This window comes from Streptomyces sp. NPDC048211, assembly GCF_043202315.1.
Taxonomy (GTDB): domain Bacteria; phylum Actinomycetota; class Actinomycetes; order Streptomycetales; family Streptomycetaceae; genus Streptomyces.
The window spans coordinates 189,337-211,113 of record NZ_JBIDAD010000004.1 but is presented as its reverse complement, the minus strand read 5'-3'; the positions used below and the strand labels follow the sequence as shown (position 1 = coordinate 211,113).

The following is a 21,777-nucleotide window of genomic DNA, read 5'->3' as shown; positions in this document are numbered from 1 at the left end:
GGGGCGGGCCGGGCGGGTGCGCGTCCGGCCCACCGGTTGATCGGTGGTGCTCGCTCACGGGATCAGCTGGTCCCGTTCCTGTGCTCAGTGGTGCGTGCTCACGTGATGAGTGCGTGCTCGCGGGTCGCGTGAGCGGTGGTACCGGCTCACGTCAGGGTGAGCGTGAGCACTCCGGAGTACGCGCCTGCGGCGGTGAACGCCGGTACGTCCAGCGACAGCCGGGCGTCGACGGTGAACTCACCGCCGGTGAACGCGCCGTCCGGCGTGGACGCCAGGGTGGCCCCCGCGCTGCCGACCGTTCCTTCGGACCCGGCCGCACAGGTGCTCGGGCTGCCGGCCTTCGTCGCGCAGGCCGGGCTCCAGCCGAGCGCGGACGCACCGATCGTCGCCCCTCCCGGACCCGTGAAGTCGGTGACCTTGCCGGTCAGGGACCAGCCCGCGGGGCCGCCGCGGAAGTCCTTGACCGTCACCGTCTGCAGGGCACCCGTGGAAGCGCCGCCCTGCCCGAAGTCGACCGCCGACAGTGCGACGGAGTCCCCGGCCTGAGCCATGGTGAGCGTGCCCGGCTCGACGGTGGAGGTCAGCCGCTGGCTGCCGTCCGGAATCTCACCGCCGCCCGTGGTGACGGTGTAGGCCTGGGGGCCCGCACCCTTGGCGGCGTCCCAGCCGGCGCCCTCGTAGGCGACGATGCCGGTGGTCGCCGGGTCGTTGACGGTGAGCTGCCCGGTGAAGCCGCCCGAACCGTCCGCCGTGGCCGTCGCGGTGTCACCGGTCTGGGCGTCGCCGGCCCGGCCGGCGAGCGTGACGGACGCGCCCGCGGTGAACTTCGACCCGGTCACGGTGACCTGGTCACCGGCCGCGCCGGAAGCCGTACCGAGCTGGATGGCCCGTTCGTTGACCTGGCCGCCGCCGTCCGTGGCGATGATCGTCTGGGAGACGGGGGCTGGCGGATCGGTGACCGTGCAGGGCGTGTCCAGCTCCATGATGTAGCTGGTGTGGATGTTGTAGTCGCCGGGCGCGAGCGTGATCTCGCCGGGCGCGGTGACGGTGAAGGTGCCGGTCATGGAGAAGGACGGGAACTCGCCCTTGCCGGGCACCGGACCGTTCTTCTTCGGACCCGCCACCGTGACGTCGGCGGACTGCGCACCGCCCACGGTGACCTTGCCCGTCGGCGTCATGATGTCGGCGGGCAGCGCCAGGTCGACCGGGTTGCTCGCGGCCGGTCTGACGACGGTGTACGTCACCGTGACCGTGTCACCGACCTTCGGCGCGGCGTTGTCGACGGTGATCTCGGCCGAGGTCGTCCCGTCGATCGGCGGGATGCCGGCGATGGCGGGCGGGATGCAGTGGGTCGGGAAGTCCACCGCGACCGAAGCCGTCGCACTGGCCTGCGCGGGTCCGGCGAGCAGGCCTCCCCCGGTGACGACCAGCGCGCCGACACCCAGCGCGGCGGCCCAGCGGCGGCCGCGGTCCTGGCGGTCCCGGCGGCGGGATCTTCGGCTGTCGGATCTTCGGATGGCTGAACGCATGGAGCCCCCTCCTGCGGGATCCGGCGCGGCGGCTCTTCCGCGTCGGCAGGGAGCCATTGATGACTTCGGTCCGGAAGAAGTCAATGGCATCGAAATGCGCCGACTGATGGGCCATCAGATGATGTCAAGATCCGCGTTTCCCGCACCTCCCGCACGAACGCCCCGCGCCGGTGGGCGCGGGGCGTTTCGTACACGCGAGGGCGGTCCTGCGGAGTTCAGCCCGCCGTCACGGTGAGCCGCAGCACCCCGTCGGGCCCCGCGAGCAGCACGGGCGTGTCGGCCCCGCCCAGGTCCCGCACCGCGGCCCGGTCCTCGTCGGACGGGGCCTGCGCCTCGGAGACGACGGCGGCCGCCTCCAGGGACGTGGCCCCGCTGGCCACGGCCATCGCGACGGCCGTCCGCAGCGCGCTGAGCCGCAGCGACTCCAGCTCCACGGTGCCCGCCACATACGTACGTCCGGTCTCGTCCCGCACGGCCGCGCCCTCCGGCACGCCGTTGCGGGCGCGGGCGCTGCGCGCCAGCGTGACGATCTTGCGGTCCTCGGCGCCGAGGTCGGTGCTCTCAGTCATGTGCCGAGCATACGAAGTGCGGCGACGGACCCGGCACGCGGGCGCCCGGCCCCCTCACGCCCGGAGGTGACGCATCGGATCGCGCCGGCCGCCGCGGCTGCTTCTCCGTGCCGGCGGGCCTACGGGGTGCGCGCCGCCCGGGCGGCCGCTTCCTCGTAGGCGGCGGTCAGCTCCGCCAGCACGCCGTCGGTGCGGGCCGGGGCCCCGGTCAGGTGGGTGGCGCGGAGCTCGTCCATGAACCGCTCCCACATCGGGGGGCCGCCCGCGGCCAGCAGCTCGGCCCGCACCGTCAGTTCCGGCGCAGTGTTCAGCCAGTGCGCACCCCAGAGGCCCAGATGGGCCATCACGGGGACGAGTTGCACCGCCGCCTCGGTGAGGTGGTACGCGACCTTCTGGCGGTGGCTCGGGTCGTCGTCGCGCGTGAGCAGCCCCGCCTCGACGAGTTTCGCGAGCCGGTTGGCCAGGATGTTGGAGGCGATGCCCTCCATGGACGCGTTGAGCAGCTCACGGAAGTGGGTGAGACCGCCGAACATGATGTCGCGCAGCACGATCAGGCTCCAGCGGTCCCCGAGGAGCTCGACCGTCATGTTGATCGGGCAGCCGGAGCGGCCCGGCGACACGGGCAGCTTTCCGGAGGGAACTGGTTGCAACATGGGAGCAGTCTAGATAGCTTACAGACCGGTTGCAGATTGCAATCGGAAGGGGATCCGATGAAACAGCTGGTCCGCGTCCAGAACTTCTGTGTCTCCCGAGACGGCTACGGCGCCGGTGAGGGCCAGACGCTCGACCGCCCGTTCGGCACCGCCGACCCCGGCCGGCTCGTCTCCTGGGCCGGTGCCACCGCCCACTGGCCCAACCGGACCGACCCCGGCGGCACCCTCGGCCTGGACGACTACTTCACCCGCGACTTCTCCAACAACATCGGCGCCGAGATCATGGGCCGCAACAAGTTCGGCCCGCAGCGCGGACCGTGGGAGAACCACGACTGGGAGGGATGGTGGGGCGAGGAGCCCCCGTTCCACACCCCGGTGTTCGTCCTCACCCACCACGAGCGGCCCTCGATCACCAAGGGCGAGACCACGTTCCACTTCCTCGACGCGTCCCCGAAGGACGCGCTGGCCCGCGCCTTCGAGGCGGCCGGGGGCAAGGACGTACGCATCGGCGGCGGTGTCGCCACGGTCCGGGAGTTCCTCGCCGCCGACCTCGTCGACTCGCTGCACGTCGCCGTCGCACCGCTCGACATCGGCGCCGGCGAACGGCTGTGGGAGAGCCCCGAGGAGCTGACCGACCGCTTCCACCTGGAGAAGGTCCCGAGCCCGGGCAGCGACGTGGTACACCACCTGCTCTGGCGGAAGTGACCCGCCCGGACCCGGCCTACGCCCGGTCGAGCCGCAGCCGCTCCGCCCGTGGCAGCTTGGCCACCACGAGGTCGTAACTGTCCTCGATCAGCTCACGCAGCTTCGCGTCCGGCAGCCCGGACACCGTCACGGTGTTCCAGTGCCGTTTATTCATGTGCCACCCCGGCGCCACGGCCTCGTACTCCTCCCGGAGCCGCACCGCGTCGTCGGGGTCGCACTTGAGGTTCACCGTCAGCGGCCGCGCGTCCAGCGTGCTCAGCGCGAACATCTTGCCGAGCACCTTGAAGACGGACGCCTCCGGCCCGAACGGGAACTCCTCCACGCTCGCGTTGAACCCCAGGCAGAACGCCCTGAGCTGCTGCGGTGTCATGCCGTCGCCTCCTCCTCGGGAGCCACCGGCTCCACCAGCACCGTGACGATCTTGTTCCGTCGGCCGGCCGGGGACTCCGCGGTCAGCCGCAGCCGTCGCCCGTCGGGCAGTTCGACCTCCGACGAGGCACCGGCGATCGGGACCCGGCCCAACGCCTTCGCGAGCAGCCCGCCGACGGTCTCCACGTCCTCGTCGTCGTACTCGTCGAGGCCGAACAGCTCGCCGAGGTCGCCGATGTCCAGCCGGGCGGTCACCCGGAAGCAGCCGTCCTCCAGCGCCTGGACCGGCGGCAGCTCGCGGTCGTACTCGTCGGTGATCTCGCCGACGATCTCCTCCAGGATGTCCTCGATGGTGACGATGCCCGCCGTGCCGCCGTACTCGTCGATGACGACCGCGACGTGGCTGCGCTCCTGCTGCATCTCCCGCAGCAGGTCGCCCGCGTTCTTCGTGTCGGGCACGAAGGCCGCCGGACGCATCGCCGTGGAGACCAGATCGGCCTCGGACTCCCGGTTGATGTGGGTCTTGCGGACCAGGTCCTTGAGGTAGACGATCCCGACGATGTCGTCCTCGTTCTCCCCGGTGACGGGGATCCGCGAGAAACCGGAACGCAGCGCCAGGGTCAGCGCCTGCCTGATCGTCTTGTAGCGCTCGATGCAGACCAGGTCGGTGCGCGGCACCATCACCTCGCGCACGAGCGTGTCACCGAGCTCGAAGACGGAGTGCACCATGCGGCGCTCCTCGTCCTCGATCAGCGACTCCTGCTCGGCGAGGTCGACCATCGCCCGCAGCTCGGCCTCACTGGCGAACGGGCCCTTGCGGAACCCCTTGCCCGGCGTCAGCGCGTTGCCGATGAGGATCAGCAGCTGCGGGATCGGCCCCATGATCCGGGCCAGCGGCAGCAGGACGTACGCCGCCGCGGTGGCCGTGTTCAGCGGGTGCTGGCGGCCGATGGTGCGCGGCGAGACGCCGATGGCGACGTACGAGACGAGGACCATCACCCCCATGGCGACGGCGAGCGCCTCCCAGGTCTCCGGGAACTCCTTCAGACAGGCGTACGTGACCAGCACCCCGGCCGACATCTCGCAGGCGACCCGCACCAGCAGGGCGACGTTGAGATAGCGCGTCGGATCGGCCGCGACCTGTTCCAGCTTGTCGCTGCCGCGCCGCCCCGAGCGGACCGCCTCGGCGGCCCGGAAGCTCGACGTACGCGCGATGCCGGCCTCGGCGCAGGCCGCCAGCCAGCCGACGACGACCAGCAGGACGACCCCGAAGACGAGCGGCAGGCTCACGAGACGGTGGGCGCGGGGGACGGACCGGTGAGCCCGTGCTCGCCGCGCCAGCCGTCCACGATCGCCGCCTGGAGGCCGAACATCTCGGCCTTCTCGTCGGGCTCCTCGTGGTCGTAGCCGAGCAGGTGCAGCACCCCGTGGACGGTCAGGAGCTGGAGCTCCTCGTCCATGGAGTGCTGCGTCTCCGCGTCCTCGCCCTGCTTCTTGGCGACCTCCGGGCAGAGCACGATGTCACCGAGGAGCCCCTGCGGGGGCTCCTCGTCGTCCTTCGACGGCGGACGCAGTTCGTCCATCGGGAAGGACATGACGTCCGTCGGGCCCGGCAGGTCCATCCACTGGATGTGGAGCTGTTCCATGGCGGCGGTGTCCACCACGATCACCGAGAGTTCGGAGAGCGGGTGGATCCTCATCCGCGCGAGCGCGTAGCGGGCGATGTCGAGGATCGCCTGCTCGTCGACCTCGGTTCCGGACTCGTTGTTGACGTCGATCGACATGGTGCGCTGCTACTGCTTCCCGTTGCGTCGGCCCTGGCCCTTGCCGGCCTGGCCGTCCTGGTCGCTGTCGTACTTCTCGTACGCGTCGACGATACGGCCGACCAGCTTGTGCCGGACGACATCCTGGGACGTGAGCCGGGAGAAGTGCACGTCGTCGATGCCTTCGAGGATGTCCTGGACCTGACGCAGACCGCTCTTGGTGCCGTTCGGCAGGTCGACCTGGGTGACGTCGCCGGTGACGACGATCTTCGAGTCGAAGCCGAGCCGGGTCAGGAACATCTTCATCTGCTCGGCGCTGGTGTTCTGCGCCTCGTCGAGGATGATGAAAGCGTCGTTGAGGGTACGGCCCCTCATGTATGCCAGCGGAGCCACCTCGATCGTGCCCGCCGCCATCAGGCGCGGGATCGAGTCGGGGTCGAGCATGTCGTGCAGGGCGTCGTAGAGCGGGCGCAGATACGGGTCGATCTTGTCGAAGAGCGTGCCGGGCAGGAAGCCCAGCCGCTCGCCGGCCTCGACCGCGGGGCGGGTCAGGATGATCCGGCTGACCTGCTTGGACTGCAGGGCCTGGACCGCCTTGGCCATGGCGAGGTACGTCTTGCCGGTACCGGCGGGGCCGATGCCGAAGACGATCGTGTGCTTGTCGATCGCGTCGACGTACCGCTTCTGGTTGAGCGTCTTGGGACGGATCGTGCGGCCGCGGCTGGAGAGGATGTTCTGCGTGAGCACTTCGGCGGGGGTCTCGGTGCCGTCCGCCTGGCCGTTGTCGCTGGCCTTGAGCATCGCGATCGAGCGTTCCACAGCGTCCTCCGTCATCGGCTGACCGGTGCGGAGCACCAGCACCATCTCGTCGAACAGGCGCTGGATCAGGGCGATCTCCGCCGCGTTGCCCGTCGCGCTTATGTCATTTCCCCGGACGTGGATGTCGGCCGCCGGGAACGCCGCTTCGATCACGCGCAGCAACGAGTCGCCCGCTCCCAGGAGCATCACCATGGGGTGAGCGGCCGGGATGCTGATGTGGGCACGCGCCTGCGGCTGTGTGGGTGTCTGAGTCATGGGCCGGCCCTCGGGCCTGCACATACCTCCCGTTGCACGGTTCTCGCTGCTCGAAAACCTCAGGTGTACCCAGCCTACGACTTGGTACGGACAACACCAGGGGTTTTACCTGCCGGGGGCAGCCTGCCGGTCAAGGGCGGAAGCCGATCGTGGGGACGGCCCGGCGCAGCGGCCAGGGGCGGGCGGCCGCGGGCAGCAGGTCCTGGAGGAAGGCGTACCGCTGGAGCGCGGCCGGGTCCTGGTCGGCGCAGGTGCGGACGTGCTGCCACCAGGCGGCGATCTCCGCCCAGCCCGGGGCGGAGAGCGAGCCGCCGAACTCCTGGACCGAGAGGGCCGCGGTGAGGCCGGCGAAGGCGAGGCGGTCGGCGAGCGGCCAGTTGGCGAGGGTTCCGGTGACGAAGCCGGCCACGAAGACGTCGCCCGCGCCGGTCGGGTCCAGGGCCTCGACTGCGATCGCGGGGACCTCGGCGGCGGTCCCGGTGGCCGCGTCGACCGCGTACGCCCCCTCGGCACCGAGGGTGACCACGGCGAGCGGGACCCGTTCGGCGAGGGCGTGCGCGGCGGCGCGGGGGCAGTCGGTGCGGGTGTAGCGCATGGCCTCCTCGGCGTTGGGGAGGAAGGCCTGGCAGTGCTCCAGGTCGGTCAGGCCGTCCAGGTCCCAGCGGCCGGTCTCGTCCCAGCCGACGTCGGCGAAGACCAGGGCGCCGCTGCGGGCCGCCGTGGCGACCCAGGGTTCGCTGCGGCCGGGAGCGAGCGAGGCGATGGCGGCGCGGGACCGGGGCGGGCACCGGGGGGAGGCGGCGGGGGCTCCGGGAGGTGCGAACGCGGGCGGGGGCGGGGCCTCGTGGCCGTGGGAGACCATGGTCCGCTCGCCCTCGTACGCCATGGAGACGGTCACCGGGGAGTGCCAGCCGCGGACGGTGTGCGACAGGGACAGGTCGATGCCCTCGCCCTGTTCGAGGGCGTCCCAGCAGTACTCGCCGTAGTGGTCGTCGCCGAACGCGGCGGCGAGTGAGGTGTGAAGGCCGAGGCGGGCGAGCGCGGTGGCCATGTTGGCGACGCCGCCGGGGCTGGATCCCATCCCGCGGGCCCAGGACTCGGTGCCGCGCACCGGGGCGCTGTCCAGGCCGGTGAAGATGATGTCGAGGAAGACCGTGCCGGTGAGGAAGACGTCGCAGCCGGGGTCCTGCGGTGCGCGCAGCCCGTCCAGCGGGTCGATGTCTGGAATGTCTGCGCTCACCTTGCACTCCCCGGTCGTGGCGGTTGCGGCCAGTGTGCCCGATTCCCCTCCGCGGGGGCCGGGTCCGCGCCGGGTCCGTGGCGGTTCTCCGCACACAGAGGCTGACCTGCATAAACATGCGCTGTTACCCGCATAGAAACGCGGCAAACGCATAAGTGACCCGGATCACAGCGGGGCGACTTTCGGCCGACCCGGAGCACTTGATACAAATTGGCCCGCGACCACCGTTGGGCATCTCACCGACGAGTGTGCCGATTCCCCGCATTTTCTCGCATTTCCGCATGACCCCCTCTGCTTTCTCTTCGCCTCCTCTGGCATGTCTTCAGGAACGCCCATGTCCTCGCGCCCTCGCGCCGCGTGGCCTCTGGTAGCCGTGTTCACCGCCGGTTACCTCGCCGCCTATCTGCTCCCCACCATCGTGGGACGGCTCTCCGTCTATCTGGGTCTCAGCACGGCCGAGGCCGGCCTGGTCGGCAGTGCCCTGCTGCTGAGTTCGGCCTCGGCGGGCTTCTGCCTGGCGGGCCGCGTCGAGACGTACGGGCCGCGCAGACCGGCGCGGATCGGCCTGGTGCTGGCCGCGCTGGGGTACGGCTGCGCGGCGCTCGCGGGTTCCGTGCCGCTGGTGGTCCTGGGCGCCGTGGTCGGCGGTTTCGGGTCCGGAACGGCCACCGCGGTGGCCGCGGCGGGCATCGCCGCCCAGCGCGATCCGCACCGGACGTCGTCCCTGGGGCTGTTGAGCGTCTCGGCGACCGCGGGCGCCCTGTATCTGACGATCCCGCACCTGGGCGGCGGCCACCGGCTGCCGTTCGCCTCGATCGCGCTGGTCGCGCTGCTCGTCTGGCCGGCCACCTCCCGGCTCGGCAGCCCGGTACCGGCCGGACCGGCCGTCCCCGCATCGGGACGGCTGCCGCACCGCCGCTCGGGCCTGGTGCTGGCGGGCGGCATGCTCGTCTGGTCCATGGCGCAGAACGCGCTGTGGGGGGTCAGCAGCCGCATCGGCGTGGACCAGGTCGGACTCTCCGAGGTCACCATCGGCGCGGTGTTCGCCGCCGCGCTGGGCGCCGGTCTGCTCGGCGTGATGGGCGCCGGAATGCTGGGGGCCCGGCTCGGGCGGGCGGTGCCGATCGGTCTGGGCACCGTCATCATCGCCGGGAGCATCGTGCTCAGCTCGTCGGCCGGGAGCCTCGGCTCCTTCGCGGGCGGCGAGATCCTCTGGAACACCGTCTACCCGGTGGTCCTGTCGTATCTGATCGGCCTGGCCGCGTCCCTGGACGTACGGGGCCGCTGGGCGGTCCTGGCGGGCTCGGCCTCGTCGGTCGGCGTGGCCTGCGGTCCGGTGCTCGGCAGCGTGCTGTCCGAGGGGGCCGGTTTCCCGGTGATGGGGCTGATCCTGGGCACCGTGACCCTGCTGGTCGCGGTTCCCGTGACGGCGGTGGCCCTGCACACCGGTGGCCGTCCGCTGGTGCCGGGTTCGGTGCGCCGCAGGGGTGGCGCACCGGCGGCCCTGCTCGCGGTCACCACCGGTGCGGTGCCCGGGGCGGTACCGAAGCTGGGCGCGCCCGAGCAGGCCGTCACGGAGATAAGCCTTCCCGCACTGCGCCGCAGGCGCCTGGTCAGGAGTGCGTTCCGGACGGCCGGCCCGTCGGGCGGCGGTCAGTCGAACGCGTACGCCTCGACCTCGGACAGGTAGCGCGCCCTGCGCTCCTCGTCGTGGTCGAGGAAGGCCGCCTCGAAGGAGTTGCGGGCCAGGGTGCGCAGCTGCTCGCGCTCCAGTCCGAGCGCCTCGTGGACGGCGTGGAAGGTGTCTCCGACGTATCCGCCGAAGTAGGCGGGGTCGTCGGAGTTCACCGTGCAGAGCAGTCCGGCGTCCATCATGGCGCGCAGCGGGTGCTCCTCCAGGGTGTCGATGGCCCGCAGCCGTACGTTGGACAGCGGGCAGAGGGTGAGCGGCACCCGGTCGGCGACCAGCCGCTTCACCAGCTCGGGATCCTCCATGCAGCGCAGTCCGTGGTCGATGCGCTCCACGCCGAGCACGTCGAGCGCCTCGGTGATGTAGGCCGGCGGCCCCTCCTCGCCCGCGTGGGCGACCTTGCGCAGCCCGAGCGCCTCGGCCGCCGCGTACACCTCGCGGAACTTGGCGGGCGGATGGCCGACCTCGGCGGAGTCCAGGCCGACGGCGCTGATCCGGTGCAGGTGGGGCTTCGCGGCCTCCAGCGTCTCCAGCGCCGATTCGGCGGACTGGTCGCGCAGGAAGCACATGATCAGCTGGGTGGAGATGCCGTGCTTCTCCTCGCTGCTCTCCAGCGCCCGGCCGAGTCCCTCGACGACGGTGCCGATGGGCACACCGCGGGCGGTGTGCGCCTGCGGGTCGAAGAAGATCTCCGCGTGGCGCACGCCCTGGGCGGCGGCGCGGGCGAGGTAGGCGTCGGCGAGTTCGGTGAAGTCGTCCTCGGTCCGCAGCACCGCCATCAGTGCGTAGTAGAGGTCGAGGAAGCTCTGCAGGTCGTCGAAGAGGTAGGCGGTGCGCAGCTCCTCGGTGTCCGCGTAGGGCAGCGGCACGCCGTTGCGTGCGGCGAGGGCGAAGGCCAGCTCGGGTTCGAGGGTTCCTTCGATGTGGAGGTGGAGTTCTGCTTTGGGGAGGTGCACGGTTTCTCTCTTACGCAGGGTGGTGCGGTGACGTGTTACGGGTGACGGCTCGGTACCGGGACCCGGATCAGGTCCTGGGCGACGGTCAGTTCGCCCTCGAACCCGGCCGCCCGGGCCTGGGTCTCGAAGACTGCCGGGTCCGGGTAGCGCTGGGAGAAGTGCGTGAGCACGAGGTGCCGTACGCCCGCTTCCCGCGCGACCCGGGCCGCCTGCCCGGCGGTCAGATGGCCGTGGTCGGCGGCCAGCTTTTCGTCCTCGTCGAGGAAGGTGGACTCGATGACCAGCATGTCGCAGCCCTCGGCGAGCACGTACACGCCGTCGCACAGCCTCGTGTCCATGATGAACGCGAACCGCTGTCCGCGCCTGTGCTCGGAGACGTCGTCGAGGGTGACATCACCGAGGGCGCCCTCGCGCTGGAGCCGGCCGACGTCCGGGCCCGCGATGCCGTGCGCGGCGAGCTTCGCGGGCAGCATGCGCCGCCCGTCGGGCTCGACCAGCCGGTAGCCGTACGACTCGACGGGGTGCGAGAGCCGGTGGCTGCTGAGGGTGTACGTGTCCGTGGTGGCCAGCGGTCCGTCGGCGGCGACCGGGGCCTCGGTCAGCTCGACGGATTCGCGGTAGGCCGTGGCGTACCGCAGGCGTTCGAAGAAGTGCTGTCCGCTCGCCGGGTAGTGCGCGGTGACGGGGTGCGGGACCTGGTCGAGGTTGATCCGCTGGATCACCCCGGCCAGGCCGAGCGAGTGGTCGCCGTGGAAGTGCGTGACGCAGATCCGGTCGATGTCGTGTGCGGCGACGCCGGCCCGCAGCATCTGGCGCTGGGTTCCCTCGCCGGGGTCGAAGAGGATGCCCTCGCCGTCCCAGCGCAGCAGGTAGCCGTTGTGGTTGCGGTGCCGGGTCGGGACCTGGCTGGCGGTGCCGAGGACGACGAGTTCACGTGCGGACACGGTAGGCGGCGGCCCGTTCTAGCCGGGGGGCCACTGGAGGCCGCGGCCGCCCAGGACGTGGGCGTGCGCGTGGAAGACGGTCTGCCCGGCTCCGGCTCCGGTGTTGAACACGACCCGGTACCCGGTCCCGTCGATCTTCTCGTCGGCGGCGACGTGTCCGGCCTCGCGCAGGACGTCGGCGAGGATCTGCGGCTCGGCGGCGGCGAGGGACGCGGCGTCGGGGTGGTGGACGCGGGGGATGACCAGGACGTGGGTGGGGGCCTGGGGGTTGATGTCGCGGAAGGCGACCGTGGTGTCGGTCTCCCGGACGATGGTGGCCGGGATCTCACCCGAGACGATCTTGCAGAACAGGCAGTCGGGCTGCGGTTCTCCTGCCATGGGGGCTCCTTGGGTCTCGGATGATCCGTTACGGGGGCAGCCTAGCGGGCGGGCCCGGGTGTTTCCGGGGCGGAGCCCCGGTCCGGGCCCCGCCCCCTCAGGTCACTCCGGCAGCACCGGCGCCGTCTTCGCCGGGGTGCGGGTCAGCGACTCCAGTGCGATCCGGATCGCCTCGTCCAGCTGCGGGTCCCGGCCCTCCGCGTGGTCCTGCGGCGTCATGACGACCTCGACGTCGGGATCGACGCCGTGGTTCTCGACGCCCCAGCCGTATCCCTCCAGCCAGAAGGCGTACTTGGGCTGGGTGACCAGCGTGCCGTCGACGAGCCGGTACCGGCTGTCGATCCCCACCACACCGCCCCAGGTGCGTACGCCGACGACGGGGCCGATCTCCAGCGCCTTGATCGCCGCGTTCACGATGTCGCCGTCCGAGCCGGAGAACTCGTTCGCCACGGCCACGACGGGTCCGCGCGGCGCGTCGCCCGGATAGCTGTAGGGCCGCATGCCGCGGGGCAGGTCCCAGCCGACGATGCGGCGGGCCAGTTTCTCCACCACCAGCTGCGAGGTGTGGCCGCCACGGTTCTCCCGCACGTCCACCACGAGTCCCTCGCGGGCGACCTCGGTACGCAGGTCGCGGTGGATCTGCGCCCAGCCCGACCCGACCATGTCGGGGACGTGGAGGTAGCCGAGGCGCCCGCCGGACTGCTCGTGCACGTACGCGCGCCGGCCGGCGACCCACGCGTGGTAGCGCAGCGCCTCCTCGTCGGCGATCGGCACGACGACGACATGGCGCGGGTCGCCGCCGTCGACCGGCGAGACGGTCAGCTCGACGGGCTTTCCGGCCGAGCCGGTGAGCAGCGGTGCGGGGCCCGTGAGCGGGTCGACGGGGTGTCCGTCGACGGCCACGATCGCGTCACCCGCGCGGACCGCGACGCCGGGTGCGGCGAGCGGGGCGCGGGCGGCGGGGTCGGAGGTCTCCGACGGGAGGATGTGGTCGATGCGCCAGCTCCCGTCGTCCGCGCGCGAGAGGTCGGCGCCGAGCAGGCCCTGCCGGGCGGAGTCGTCGCGCCAGCCGGCGGAGGGGGTCACATAGGCGTGCGAGGTGCCGAGTTCGCCCTGGACCTCCCAGAGGAGGTCGATGAGGTCGTCGTGGGTGGCGACGCGTTCCAGGACGGGACGGTAGCGGTCCAGGACGCCTTCCCAGTCGACACCGCCCATGTCGGGGCGCCAGAAGTTGTCCCGCATGATGCGGCCGGCCTCGTCGTACATCTGACGCCATTCGGCCGCCGGGTCGAGGGTGCGGCGGACGCGGGAGAGGTCGACGGTGATGTTGTTGTCGTCGCTGTCGTCGTCGGAGCCCCCGGAGACGCGGCTGTCGGACGGAACGATGCGCAGTTTTCCGTGGCTGAGCAGGGCGAGGCGCTTGCCGTCACCGCTGACCGCGAACCGGCCGATGTCGGAGGCCAGTTCCTCGCAGCGCAGCTTCTCCAGGTCGTACCGCTCCAGGACGGTCTCGGGGCGGTGGGCGTCGGGGGTGGGGGCGCTCGTGCCGAGGACCCCGGTCACCGGGTGGCGCAGCCACAGCAGCCCGTCCTTCGCGGCCTTGAGCGAGGAGTAGCTGGCGGCCTCGACGGGCAGCGGCACGATCCGGTCGGCGAGGCCGTCCAGGTCGATGCGGGTGACCGGGAGCGCGGTGGGGTTGTCCTCGCCGTCGCCGCCCTTCTCCTTCTCGGTCGGGCGGCCGTGGAGCTGCGGTCCGAACGGGGAGGGCGTGGTCGCGGCGAGCGTCAGCAGGTGCGGCCGGCAGGTCCCGATGAACGCCAGGTCGAAGACGTGCGAGTCGTAGATCGGGTCGAACGCCCGCTCGGAGAGGAAGGCCAGGTGCTTTCCGTCGGCGGTGAAGGCGGGTGCGAAGTCCCGGAACCGCAACGGGGTCGCCTCGGACACCGACAGGTCGGCCAGGTGCGCGAGCTTGAGCTGGCTCAGCGGCTCGGGACCCGGGTGCGACCAGGCGAGCCAGGCGGAGTCGGGCGAGAAGACGAGCCCGGAGGCGTCGCCGTGCTCGCTGCGGTCGACCTCGTGGACCTCGCCGCTCTCCCGTTCGACGATCAGGACGCGCCCGTCGTGGGCGGCGACGGCGAACCGGCTGCCGTCGGGTGCGGGGACCAGGTCCAGGACCCGGCCGATCCGGCCCGAGGCGAGGCGGCGCGGTACGGCGCCGGGGCCGGCCCCGGTGGCGGGTGCGCACTCCAGCGCGTCGTCGCCCTCGGCGTCCGTGACCCAGACGACGTGCTGGTCGCCGTCGGCCTGGAAGGTGTGGGGCAGCCTCGCCCGTACGCCGGGTTCGACGGCGAGCGCGCGGGCCGGTCCCTCGCGGTGGGTGACCCAGTGGACGGCACCGCGGGACCCGACGGCGCTGCCGCGGCCGGTGCGGTCGGGGGATGCGGTGTGCAGGTGGCTGCCTGCGTGCACGGGGTGCGGCTGGAGGTCGGCGCGCTGGCCGCCGAGCCGGATGTCGAGCCGGCGGGGGCCGTCGCTCTCCAGGCTGTCCAGGAGCCACAGCTCACCGGCGGACGCGTAGGCGACGCGGGTGCCGTCGGTGGTGGCGTGCCGGGCGTAGAAGCCCTCGATGCCGGTGTGCCGGCGCAGGTCCGTGCCGTCGGGGAGGGACGAGTACAGCGCGCCGACGCCTTCGTGGTCGGAGAGGAAGGCGATGCGGTCGCCGACCCACAGAGGGCACTCGATGTTGCCGTCGAGGTCCTCGTGGACGCGTACGAACTCCGCCGGGTCCCCCTCGGCCGCGATCCACAGCTTGCCCGCCGTGCCGCCCCGGTAGCGCTTCCAGGTGGCGGCCTCGCGCCCCATAGTGGCCGAGAGCAGCAGGACGCGTCCGCCGGGGCCGTACGCGAGGGAGCCGACCGGTCCGTACGGGAGGGTCCGTGCGGGACCTCCGTCGACCGGGACCGCCCGGGCCCAGCTGCGCCGGAGGGAGACCTGCCCCTGGGTGCTGGTGACCAGCACGTCGCCGTCGGGTGTCCAGCCGCGCACGGCGGTCCGCGCGTCGCCCCAGTGGGTCAGCCGCCGCGAGGGGCCGCCGTCGACGGGGGCGAGGTGCACCTCGGGTGCGCCGTCCCGGGTGGACGTCCAGGCGACGAGGGTGCCGTCGGGAGATATCCGCGGCTGGGCGACGGGGCGGTTGTCGGCGCTGACACGCCAGGCTCGGCCACCGTCGAGCGGCGCGAGCCAGACATCGTCCTCGGCGGTGAAGGCGATCGAGTCGCCCTGGACATGGGGATACCGGAGGTAGGAAGGCTGTGTCACAACGATCAGCCTAGGCCGCTGCCGTGCCTGGTGGAACGGGGTTGGCCGGAGACCGTCGTCCGGCCGGCCCACTTGCCCCGAGGGGCCGCTCACTTGCCCTGAGGGGGTGCCGTGACCGTGACGGTCACGGTGACCGTCGGCCGGGCCCCTCCCCCGCCGCCGCTTCCCCCGTCGCTTCCCCCGCCGGTCGGTGCGGGACTCGGGGGCGGCGCTTGGCAGTTGCCGAGCAGCGTGGCCCGGAACACGGTCCGGGCACCGGCCTTCGCGGTCAGGTCACCGCGCACGCAGCGGCCGTCGACCGCCTGCCGGACCTGGCCGGTGACCTTGATGTCCCGGCCGTCCTTCGTCCGGCCGCTGCAGTCGACGTCGGCGACGCGGCGCGTGGAGGCGGTGGCCGAACCGGCCCGTGCGGACGCCGCCTTCACCCCGTCCCCGTCGATGCTCGCCGTGCAGGTCAGCCACTGCACCCGCACGCCTTCGTGCTCCAGGGCGCGGGTGGCGGTGCTGTCGGTGGTCACGGCGATGGACGCGGTGTTCAGCCCGTCCGCGGGTTCACAGGCGGCGAGGCCCGCGACGGATGCGGCCGCGAGGCAGAACGCGGCCGGAAAGTGACGGGCCCTTCTGAGGCCCCATGCCCTTGATGTCCCCATACGGGCAGCTTCCCACCGCTCCTGACGGAACGGTAGACCGCTTGCGGCCACAACCGCCCCGGGAGGGCGGCCGCTACGCCCAGCGGCCCGTGCGCCCCAGCAGCAGCGCAGTAGCCGCGGTGCCCGCAGTCGACGTGCGCAGAACGGTCGGCCCCAGTCGGCAGGTCCGGGCGCCGGCGGCGGCGAAAACGGCCAACTCATCCGGCGACACACCTCCTTCAGGCCCTACGACCAGCACGATCTCACCCTCGTCGGGCAGCGCGACGGTGGCCAGCGGCTCGCTGTCGTACCCGCGGTCCTCGTGCAGCACGGCCGCGAAGTCGGCTGTGGCCAGAAGTGCGGCAACCTGCTTGGTCGTCAGCGCGTCCGCCACCTCCGGGAACCGGACCCGGCGCGACTGCTTGCCGGCCTCGCGCGCCGTACTGCGCCATTTAGCCAGGGACTTGAGGCCGCGGTCGCCCTTCCACTGCGTGATGCAGCGCGCGGCCTGCCAGGGCACGATCGCGTCGACGCCGGTCTCCGTCATCGTCTCGACGGCGAGCTCGCCGCGGTCGCCCTTGGGCAGCGCCTGGACGACGGTGATGCGGACATCGGGACGGGGTTCCTCGTGGACGGACTCCAGGTCGGTGATCACCAACCGGTCCTTGCCCTCGGCGGCCATGACGACGCCCTCCGCCCAGCGCCCGCTCCCGTCCGTGAGGACGACGTCCTCACCGGCGCGCAGGCGCTTCACCGAGACGGCGTGCCGGCCCTCGGGGCCTTCCAGGACGAACCCCGGCCCCTGCGGCATCTGCTCGACGACGAAGACGGGTGCCGTCACTGTGTACTCCTCGTGCTCAGTGCCGTCCGTGCGGCGTCCAGTTCTTCGGCGAGCAGCCTGACCAGCCGGCCCGCGGGCAGTTCGCGTGCCATCCGGTGCCCCTGCCCCGCCCACAGTGCCATGCCCTGCGCGTCCCCCGCCTTGGCCGCGGCCTTGCGCAGCACGGCTGTCAGGTGGTGCACCTGCGGGTAGGCGGCGGGGGCGTACGGTCCGTGCTCACGCACGAAGCGGTTGACCAGCCCCCGGGCCGGACGGCCGGAGAAGGCCCGGGTCAGGGTGGTGCGGACGAACAGCGGGTTGGTCAGGGCCTGCTTGTGCAGCAGATGGGCGCCCGATTCGGGGCAGATCAGGAAGGCGGTGCCGAGCTGCGCGGCGTCGGCGCCCGCTGCCAGTACCGCGGCGATCTGGGAGCCGCGCATCAGGCCGCCCGCGGCGATGACCGGTATCTGCACGGTCTCGCGCACCTGGGCCACCAGGCAGAGCAGCCCGGTCCCCGCGCCGTCGATCTGCGGGTCGTCGCGGAACGTGGACTGGTGGCCGCCCGCCTCGACGCCCTGGGCACAGACGGCGTCGGCGCCCGCCCACTGGGCGGCCTGGGCCTCCTCGGGCGAGGTGACCGTGACGACGGTGTACGTACCCACCGCGGCGAACGCGTCGAGGGTGTCGCGGGAGGGGCAGCCGAAGGTGAAGGAGACGACCGGGACCGGGTCCTCCAGCAGGATGGCGAGCTTGGCCTCGTAGCCGTCGTCGCCGCCGGTGTCGGTGTCGCCGAGCGGGGTCTCGTACCAGGAGGTCTCGCCCGCGAGCTGGTGCCGGTAGACCTCGATGGCGGCCGGGTCGGCGAGGTTCGGCTGCGGCATGAACAGGTTGACGCCGAAGGGCTGGCCGGTGAGACCGCGCACCTGTTTGATCTCGTTGTACATGCCGTCCGCCGTCTTGTACCCGGCGGCCAGGAAGCCGAGTCCGCCGGCCTCGGCGACGGCCGCGACGAGCTGCGGACACGAGGTTCCGCCCGCCATCGGGGCCTGCACGATCGGATACCGGCAGAGATCGGTCAACGCGGATGACATGACCGCATCGTGTCATGTCCTTCCTGTCCCGTGATGCGCACCCCGCTGCCACGTTTTGTCCGCAATGCGGTACGGGCCCGGAAACCGGGCCCGTACGACATCGTTACGCGGATCTAGCGGCCGTTGAACGCGTCCTTCAGCCGCGAGAACAGGCCCTGCTGCCCGGGCTGGAACTGGCCGGTGGGCCGCTCCTCGCCGCGCATTTTCGCCAGCTCGCGCAGGAGGCGCTCCTGCTCCGGGTCCATCTTCGTCGGGGTCATCACCTCGACGTGCACGATCAGGTCACCGCGCCCGCCGCCACGCAGGTGCGTGATGCCGCGCCCGTGCAGCGGGACGGACTGGCCGGACTGGGTGCCCGGTCGGATGTCGACCTCCTCCAGCCCGTCGAGCGTCTCCAGCGGCACCTTCGTGCCGAGGGCCGCCGCCGTCATGGGGATGGTGACCGTGCAGTGCAGATCGTCGCCGCGCCGCTGGAACACCGCGTGCGGCAGCTCGTGGATCTCGACGTAGAGATCGCCGGCCGGGCCGCCGCCGGGGCCGACCTCGCCCTCGCCCGCGAGCTGGATGCGGGTGCCGTTGTCGACACCTGCGGGGATCTTCACGGTGAGCGTGCGCCGCGAGCGGATGCGGCCGTCACCGGCGCACTCCGGGCACGGCGTCGGCACGACCGTGCCGAAGCCCTGGCACTGGGGGCAGGGCCGCGAGGTCATGACCTGGCCGAGGAACGACCGGGTGACCTGGGAGACCTCGCCGCGGCCGCGGCACATGTCACAGGTCTGGGCGGAGGTGCCGGGCGCGGCACCCTCGCCGCTGCAGGTCGTGCAGACTACGGCCGTGTCGACCTGGATGTCCTTGGTCGTACCGAAGGCCGACTCGGAGAGGTCGATCTCCAGCCGGATCATGGCGTCCTGGCCGCGGCGGGTGCGCGAACGGGGTCCGCGCTGCGACGCCGTGCCGAAGAACGCGTCCATGATGTCGGAGAAGTTGCCGAAGCCACCCTGTCCGAATCCGCCCGCGCCACCGCCTCCGGAGGCGGACAGCGGGTCGCCGCCGAGGTCGTAGACCTGTTTCTTCTGAGCGTCCGACAACACCTCGTAAGCGGCGTTGATCTCCTTGAACCGCTCCTGGGTCTTCGGATCGGGGTTCACATCCGGGTGCAGCTCGCGGGCGAGCCTCCGGAAGGCCTTCTTGATCTCGTCCTGTGAAGCGTCGCGGCGCACGCCGAGTACGGCGTAGTAGTCCGTGGCCACTTACGACTCCGCCAGGATCTGTCCGACGTAACGTGCCACTGCGCGTACCGCTCCCATCGTTCCGGGGTAGTCCATGCGGGTCGGTCCGACCACGCCGAGTTTGGCGACTGCCTCGTCGCCCGAACCGTAGCCGACCGCGACGACGGACGTGGAGTTGAGCCCCTCGTGGGCGTTCTCGTGCCCGATACGTACGGTCATGCCCGAGTCCTTGGCCTCACCGAGCAGCTTCAGCAGCACGACCTGCTCCTCCAATGCCTCCAGCACCGGCCGGATCATCACAGGGAAGTCGTGCCCGAAACGGGTGAGGTTGGAGGTGCCGCCGATCATCAGCCGCTCCTCCGTCTCCTCGACGAGGCATTCGAGGAGGATCGAGAGCACGGTGGACACGGTTCCCCGGTCCTCGCTCTCGAAGGATTCCGGCAGGTCCTGCACCAGCTGCGGGACGTCCGCGAAACGGCGTCCCACGACCCGGCTGTTGAGCCGGGCCCGCAGGTCGGCGAGAGAGGTCTCACCGAACGGCGCGGGGCAGTCGACCAGCCGCTGTTCGACCCGGCCGGTGTCCGTGATCAGCACGAGCATCAGCCGGGCGGGGGCCAGGGACAGCAGTTCCACGTGCCGCACCGTCGAGCGGGTCAGCGAGGGGTACTGCACGACGGCGACCTGCCGGGTCAGCTGCGCGAGCAGCCGTACGGTACGTCCCACGACATCGTCGAGGTCGACCGCGCCGTCGAGGAAATTCTGAATGGCACGGCGCTCCGGCGACGACAGGGGCTTGACGCCCGCGAGCTTGTCGACGAAGAGCCGGTAACCCTTGTCCGTCGGGATGCGTCCCGCGCTGGTGTGCGGCTGGGCGATGAAGCCCTCGTCCTCCAGCACCGCCATGTCGTTGCGGACGGTGGCCGGGGAGACCCCCAGCTTGTGCCGCTCCGTGAGCGCCTTGGAGCCGACGGGCTCCTCGGTGCCGACATAGTCCTGGACGATGGCGCGCAGCACTTCGAGTCTGCGTTCGCTGAGCATCGCGCACACCTCCAGCTGTGTACCTCGGTGGTTCTCGGGCCGTTCCCGGGTCTGTTCCTGGCACTCTGTGCGTACGAGTGCCAGCAATCCCCCGGCCAGTGTACGGCGACGGGGTAGCCCCCTAGCAAGGGCGACCGGCCACGCTACCGCGAGACTGCGCAGGTCGTTGCCGATAGCGTCGTCGTATGGACGCCTCTTGGGAAGAGTTCGGCTGGGAGCGACTCGGACACGGAGTGGGCCGACGGCGCCTTCCCGTGTGGGATGCAACGGTCGCACTGGTGGCCGGAACCGACGGGGTGCTGCTCTGCGACACCGGATCGTCACTCCGTGAAGCGGTGGAAGTGCGCGTCCAGGCGCAGTCGCTGCTGGGCCGGAGGGTGACACATATCGCACTCAGCCACCCCCATTTCGATCACGTGCTGGGTACGGCGGCCTTCGCCGGGACACAGGTGTACGGCGCTCTGGGCATGGCCGACGTGCTGCGGGGCGGGGCGGACGAGCTGCACGCCGACGCGGTCCGGCAGGGCCTGGCCGAGCAGGACGCGGCCGAGTCCGCCGATGTGCTGGTGGCGCCCCGTCACGAGGTGTGCGCCGAATGGACGCTCGATCTGGGCGGCGGGCGCGAGGTGCTGCTCGTGAACGCGGGTCCGGCGCACAGCGGCCAGGATCTGGCGGTGCTGGTCCCCGGGGCCCCCGGCTCGCCCGCGATCGTGTTCTGCGGCGACCTGGTCGAGGAGTCCGGCGAACCGCAGGCGGGTCCCGACGCCTTCCCCGCGCGCTGGCCGGCGGCGCTCGACCGGCTGCTGGAGCTGGGCGGCGAGGACGCGCTGTACGTGCCGGGGCACGGGGCGGTGGTGGACGCCGCGTTCGTGCGGGCGCAGCGCGATCAGCTGGCTGCCCGGTTCGGCGTGTCGTAGGCCGTTCCCCGCTTATCGTCGTCCGATGCGCAGCTACCAGCCGGACCTGACCCCGCCGTGGAAGAAGTCCGCCCCCGTCCCCGAGGTGCCCGCCGAGACCGATCTGGTCGTGGAGGACGTCGCCACCGGCTTCTGCGGTGCGGTGATCCGGTGCGAGAAGACGGCCGAGGGGCCGACGGTGACCCTGGAGGACCGCTTCGGCAAGCACCGGGTCTTCCCGATGACACCGCGTGGCTTCCTCCTGGAGGGCCGGGTCGTCACGCTGGTGCGCCCCTCGGCGGGCGGCCCGGCCCGGCCCGCCCGTACGGCATCCGGTTCGGTGGCGGTGCCGGGGGCGCGGGCCCGGGTGGCACGGGCCGGCCGGATCTACGTGGAGGGCCGGCACGACGCCGAGCTGGTCGAGCGGGTCTGGGGCGACGACCTGCGGATCGAGGGCGTGGTCGTGGAGTACCTGGAGGGCATCGACGACCTCCCGGCGATCGTGCGCGCGTTCTCGCCGGGCCCGGACGCGCGGCTCGGGGTGCTGGTCGACCATCTCGTGCCGGGCTCGAAGGAGTCCCGGATCGCGGCGCAGATCTCGGACGGGAACGTCCTGGTGGTCGGCCACCCGTACATCGATGTGTGGGAGGCCGTGAAGCCGTCGTCCGTCGGGATTGCCGGCTGGCCGGTGGTGCCGCGCGGGCAGGACTGGAAGACGGGTGTGTGCCGGTCGCTGGGGTGGCCGGAAAACACCGGTGCGGCGTGGCAGCGGATCCTGTCGGGGGTGCGGTCCTACAAGGACCTGGAGCCGGAGCTGCTGGGGCGCGTGGAGCATCTGATCGACTTCGTCACGGCCCCTGCCGACGCCTGAGGGCGGTCCAGCCCC

At 71.8% G+C, this 21,777-nt stretch carries 21 protein-coding genes; 4 read left to right on the top strand and 17 right to left on the bottom strand.

The genetic code is table 11. The features are described from left to right. Positions 1-146: 146 nt before the first annotated feature. The 3 genes from ACGFZA_RS17245 to ACGFZA_RS17235 all read right to left on the bottom strand — a co-directional run bounded on the left by ACGFZA_RS17245 (position 147) and on the right by ACGFZA_RS17235 (position 2,751). The gene (locus ACGFZA_RS17245; RefSeq protein WP_385270518.1) at positions 147-1,529 is read right to left on the bottom strand and encodes a beta-xylosidase; all 1,383 of its coding nucleotides are present in this window, start codon (positions 1,527-1,529) and stop codon (positions 147-149) included. A gap of 215 nt (positions 1,530-1,744) precedes the next feature. Next, positions 1,745-2,098, bottom strand: a complete 354-nt coding sequence (locus ACGFZA_RS17240; RefSeq protein WP_385270520.1) for a cytidine deaminase — start codon at positions 2,096-2,098, stop codon at positions 1,745-1,747. Between the two features lie 119 nt (positions 2,099-2,217). Continuing rightward, positions 2,218-2,751 carry a winged helix-turn-helix transcriptional regulator gene (locus ACGFZA_RS17235; RefSeq protein ID WP_385270523.1) on the bottom strand — a complete coding sequence of 178 codons (534 nt, stop codon included), beginning with the start codon at positions 2,749-2,751 and terminating at the stop codon, positions 2,218-2,220. Positions 2,752-2,808: 57 nt separating this feature from the next. Here ACGFZA_RS17235 and ACGFZA_RS17230 point away from each other — a divergent pair, with 57 nt between their 5' ends. Continuing rightward, positions 2,809-3,456 (top strand): dihydrofolate reductase family protein, encoded by a 648-nt coding sequence (locus tag ACGFZA_RS17230; RefSeq protein WP_385270526.1) that lies wholly within the window; start codon positions 2,809-2,811, stop codon positions 3,454-3,456. Between the two features lie 16 nt (positions 3,457-3,472). Here the strand turns inward: ACGFZA_RS17230 and ACGFZA_RS17225 are convergent, their stop codons facing one another. The 5 genes from ACGFZA_RS17225 to ACGFZA_RS17205 form a co-directional block, all read right to left on the bottom strand. Next, on the bottom strand, positions 3,473-3,826 hold the full coding sequence (locus ACGFZA_RS17225; RefSeq protein WP_385270529.1) for an MmcQ/YjbR family DNA-binding protein: 354 nt from the start codon (positions 3,824-3,826) through the stop codon (positions 3,473-3,475). After that, complete coding sequence (locus ACGFZA_RS17220) at positions 3,823-5,115, bottom strand: hemolysin family protein (RefSeq protein WP_393679925.1); 1,293 nt, start codon at positions 5,113-5,115, stop codon at positions 3,823-3,825. Before ACGFZA_RS17220 ends, ACGFZA_RS17225 begins: the two co-directional genes overlap by 4 nt. Next, entirely contained in the window at positions 5,112-5,609 is a 498-nt protein-coding gene (gene ybeY, locus ACGFZA_RS17215; protein ID WP_385270535.1) for an rRNA maturation RNase YbeY, read from the bottom strand. The genes ACGFZA_RS17220 and ybeY overlap by 4 nt, the downstream gene beginning before the upstream one ends. Before the next feature lie 9 nt (positions 5,610-5,618). Then, entirely contained in the window at positions 5,619-6,662 is a 1,044-nt protein-coding gene (locus ACGFZA_RS17210; RefSeq protein ID WP_385270538.1) for a PhoH family protein, read from the bottom strand. A 130-nt stretch (positions 6,663-6,792) separates the two neighbouring features. Then, positions 6,793-7,902: a carbohydrate kinase family protein gene (locus ACGFZA_RS17205; RefSeq protein ID WP_385270541.1), complete on the bottom strand. Its 1,110-nt coding sequence runs from the start codon at positions 7,900-7,902 to the stop codon at positions 6,793-6,795. 334 nt (positions 7,903-8,236) lie between these two features. Here ACGFZA_RS17205 and ACGFZA_RS17200 point away from each other — a divergent pair, with 334 nt between their 5' ends. Then, positions 8,237-9,592: an MFS transporter gene (locus tag ACGFZA_RS17200; protein WP_393679921.1), complete on the top strand. Its 1,356-nt coding sequence runs from the start codon at positions 8,237-8,239 to the stop codon at positions 9,590-9,592. Here ACGFZA_RS17200 and ACGFZA_RS17195 read toward each other — a convergent pair. From ACGFZA_RS17195 to hrcA, 9 genes are all read right to left on the bottom strand, one after another. After that, on the bottom strand, positions 9,556-10,548 hold the full coding sequence (locus ACGFZA_RS17195; protein ID WP_385270547.1) for an adenosine deaminase: 993 nt from the start codon (positions 10,546-10,548) through the stop codon (positions 9,556-9,558). The two genes, ACGFZA_RS17200 and ACGFZA_RS17195, sit on opposite strands and share 37 nt — an antisense overlap. Before the next feature lie 35 nt (positions 10,549-10,583). Next, complete coding sequence (locus tag ACGFZA_RS17190) at positions 10,584-11,492, bottom strand: ribonuclease Z (RefSeq protein WP_393679918.1); 909 nt, start codon at positions 11,490-11,492, stop codon at positions 10,584-10,586. Between the two features lie 18 nt (positions 11,493-11,510). Next, positions 11,511-11,870: a histidine triad nucleotide-binding protein gene (locus ACGFZA_RS17185; protein ID WP_385270553.1), complete on the bottom strand. Its 360-nt coding sequence runs from the start codon at positions 11,868-11,870 to the stop codon at positions 11,511-11,513. Positions 11,871-11,972: 102 nt separating this feature from the next. Next, positions 11,973-15,188 carry a S41 family peptidase gene (locus ACGFZA_RS17180; RefSeq protein WP_393679915.1) on the bottom strand — a complete coding sequence of 1,072 codons (3,216 nt, stop codon included), beginning with the start codon at positions 15,186-15,188 and terminating at the stop codon, positions 11,973-11,975. An 89-nt stretch (positions 15,189-15,277) separates the two neighbouring features. Beyond that, positions 15,278-15,838 (bottom strand): hypothetical protein, encoded by a 561-nt coding sequence (locus tag ACGFZA_RS17175; RefSeq protein WP_385270559.1) that lies wholly within the window; start codon positions 15,836-15,838, stop codon positions 15,278-15,280. A gap of 73 nt (positions 15,839-15,911) precedes the next feature. Further along, on the bottom strand, positions 15,912-16,658 hold the full coding sequence (locus ACGFZA_RS17170; protein ID WP_385270562.1) for a 16S rRNA (uracil(1498)-N(3))-methyltransferase: 747 nt from the start codon (positions 16,656-16,658) through the stop codon (positions 15,912-15,914). Further along, positions 16,655-17,728 (bottom strand): nitronate monooxygenase, encoded by a 1,074-nt coding sequence (locus tag ACGFZA_RS17165; RefSeq protein WP_393679912.1) that lies wholly within the window; start codon positions 17,726-17,728, stop codon positions 16,655-16,657. The genes ACGFZA_RS17170 and ACGFZA_RS17165 overlap by 4 nt, the downstream gene beginning before the upstream one ends. Positions 17,729-17,841: 113 nt before the next feature. Then, positions 17,842-18,978, bottom strand: coding sequence for a molecular chaperone DnaJ (dnaJ, locus tag ACGFZA_RS17160; protein ID WP_385270568.1), 1,137 nt, complete (start codon positions 18,976-18,978; stop codon positions 17,842-17,844). Further along, the gene (gene hrcA, locus ACGFZA_RS17155) at positions 18,979-19,995 is read right to left on the bottom strand and encodes a heat-inducible transcriptional repressor HrcA (protein ID WP_219573125.1); all 1,017 of its coding nucleotides are present in this window, start codon (positions 19,993-19,995) and stop codon (positions 18,979-18,981) included. 185 nt (positions 19,996-20,180) lie between these two features. Here hrcA and ACGFZA_RS17150 point away from each other — a divergent pair, with 185 nt between their 5' ends. Both ACGFZA_RS17150 and ACGFZA_RS17145 read left to right on the top strand, forming a co-directional pair. Beyond that, the gene (locus ACGFZA_RS17150) at positions 20,181-20,912 is read left to right on the top strand and encodes an MBL fold metallo-hydrolase (protein WP_385270573.1); all 732 of its coding nucleotides are present in this window, start codon (positions 20,181-20,183) and stop codon (positions 20,910-20,912) included. Between the two features lie 25 nt (positions 20,913-20,937). After that, on the top strand, positions 20,938-21,762 hold the full coding sequence (locus ACGFZA_RS17145) for a DUF3097 domain-containing protein (RefSeq protein ID WP_393679909.1): 825 nt from the start codon (positions 20,938-20,940) through the stop codon (positions 21,760-21,762). Positions 21,763-21,777: the final 15 nt, after the last annotated feature.

What these genes read in the sequence shown, in the direction of transcription:
- ACGFZA_RS17245 (WP_385270518.1), bottom strand. Translation starts at nt 1,529, where the DNA reads ATGCGTTCAGCCATCCGAAGATCCGACAGCCGAAGATCCCGCCGCCGG.
- ACGFZA_RS17240 (WP_385270520.1), bottom strand. Translation starts at nt 2,098, where the DNA reads ATGACTGAGAGCACCGACCTCGGCGCCGAGGACCGCAAGATCGTCACG.
- ACGFZA_RS17235 (WP_385270523.1), bottom strand. Translation starts at nt 2,751, where the DNA reads ATGTTGCAACCAGTTCCCTCCGGAAAGCTGCCCGTGTCGCCGGGCCGC.
- ACGFZA_RS17230 (WP_385270526.1), top strand. Translation starts at nt 2,809, where the DNA reads ATGAAACAGCTGGTCCGCGTCCAGAACTTCTGTGTCTCCCGAGACGGC.
- ACGFZA_RS17225 (WP_385270529.1), bottom strand. Translation starts at nt 3,826, where the DNA reads ATGACACCGCAGCAGCTCAGGGCGTTCTGCCTGGGGTTCAACGCGAGC.
- ybeY (WP_385270535.1), bottom strand. Translation starts at nt 5,609, where the DNA reads ATGTCGATCGACGTCAACAACGAGTCCGGAACCGAGGTCGACGAGCAG.
- ACGFZA_RS17210 (WP_385270538.1), bottom strand. Translation starts at nt 6,662, where the DNA reads ATGACTCAGACACCCACACAGCCGCAGGCGCGTGCCCACATCAGCATC.
- ACGFZA_RS17200 (WP_393679921.1), top strand. Translation starts at nt 8,237, where the DNA reads ATGTCCTCGCGCCCTCGCGCCGCGTGGCCTCTGGTAGCCGTGTTCACC.
- ACGFZA_RS17185 (WP_385270553.1), bottom strand. Translation starts at nt 11,870, where the DNA reads ATGGCAGGAGAACCGCAGCCCGACTGCCTGTTCTGCAAGATCGTCTCG.
- ACGFZA_RS17175 (WP_385270559.1), bottom strand. Translation starts at nt 15,838, where the DNA reads ATGGGGACATCAAGGGCATGGGGCCTCAGAAGGGCCCGTCACTTTCCG.
- ACGFZA_RS17165 (WP_393679912.1), bottom strand. Translation starts at nt 17,728, where the DNA reads ATGTCATCCGCGTTGACCGATCTCTGCCGGTATCCGATCGTGCAGGCC.
- hrcA (WP_219573125.1), bottom strand. Translation starts at nt 19,995, where the DNA reads ATGCTCAGCGAACGCAGACTCGAAGTGCTGCGCGCCATCGTCCAGGAC.
- ACGFZA_RS17150 (WP_385270573.1), top strand. Translation starts at nt 20,181, where the DNA reads ATGGACGCCTCTTGGGAAGAGTTCGGCTGGGAGCGACTCGGACACGGA.
- ACGFZA_RS17145 (WP_393679909.1), top strand. Translation starts at nt 20,938, where the DNA reads ATGCGCAGCTACCAGCCGGACCTGACCCCGCCGTGGAAGAAGTCCGCC.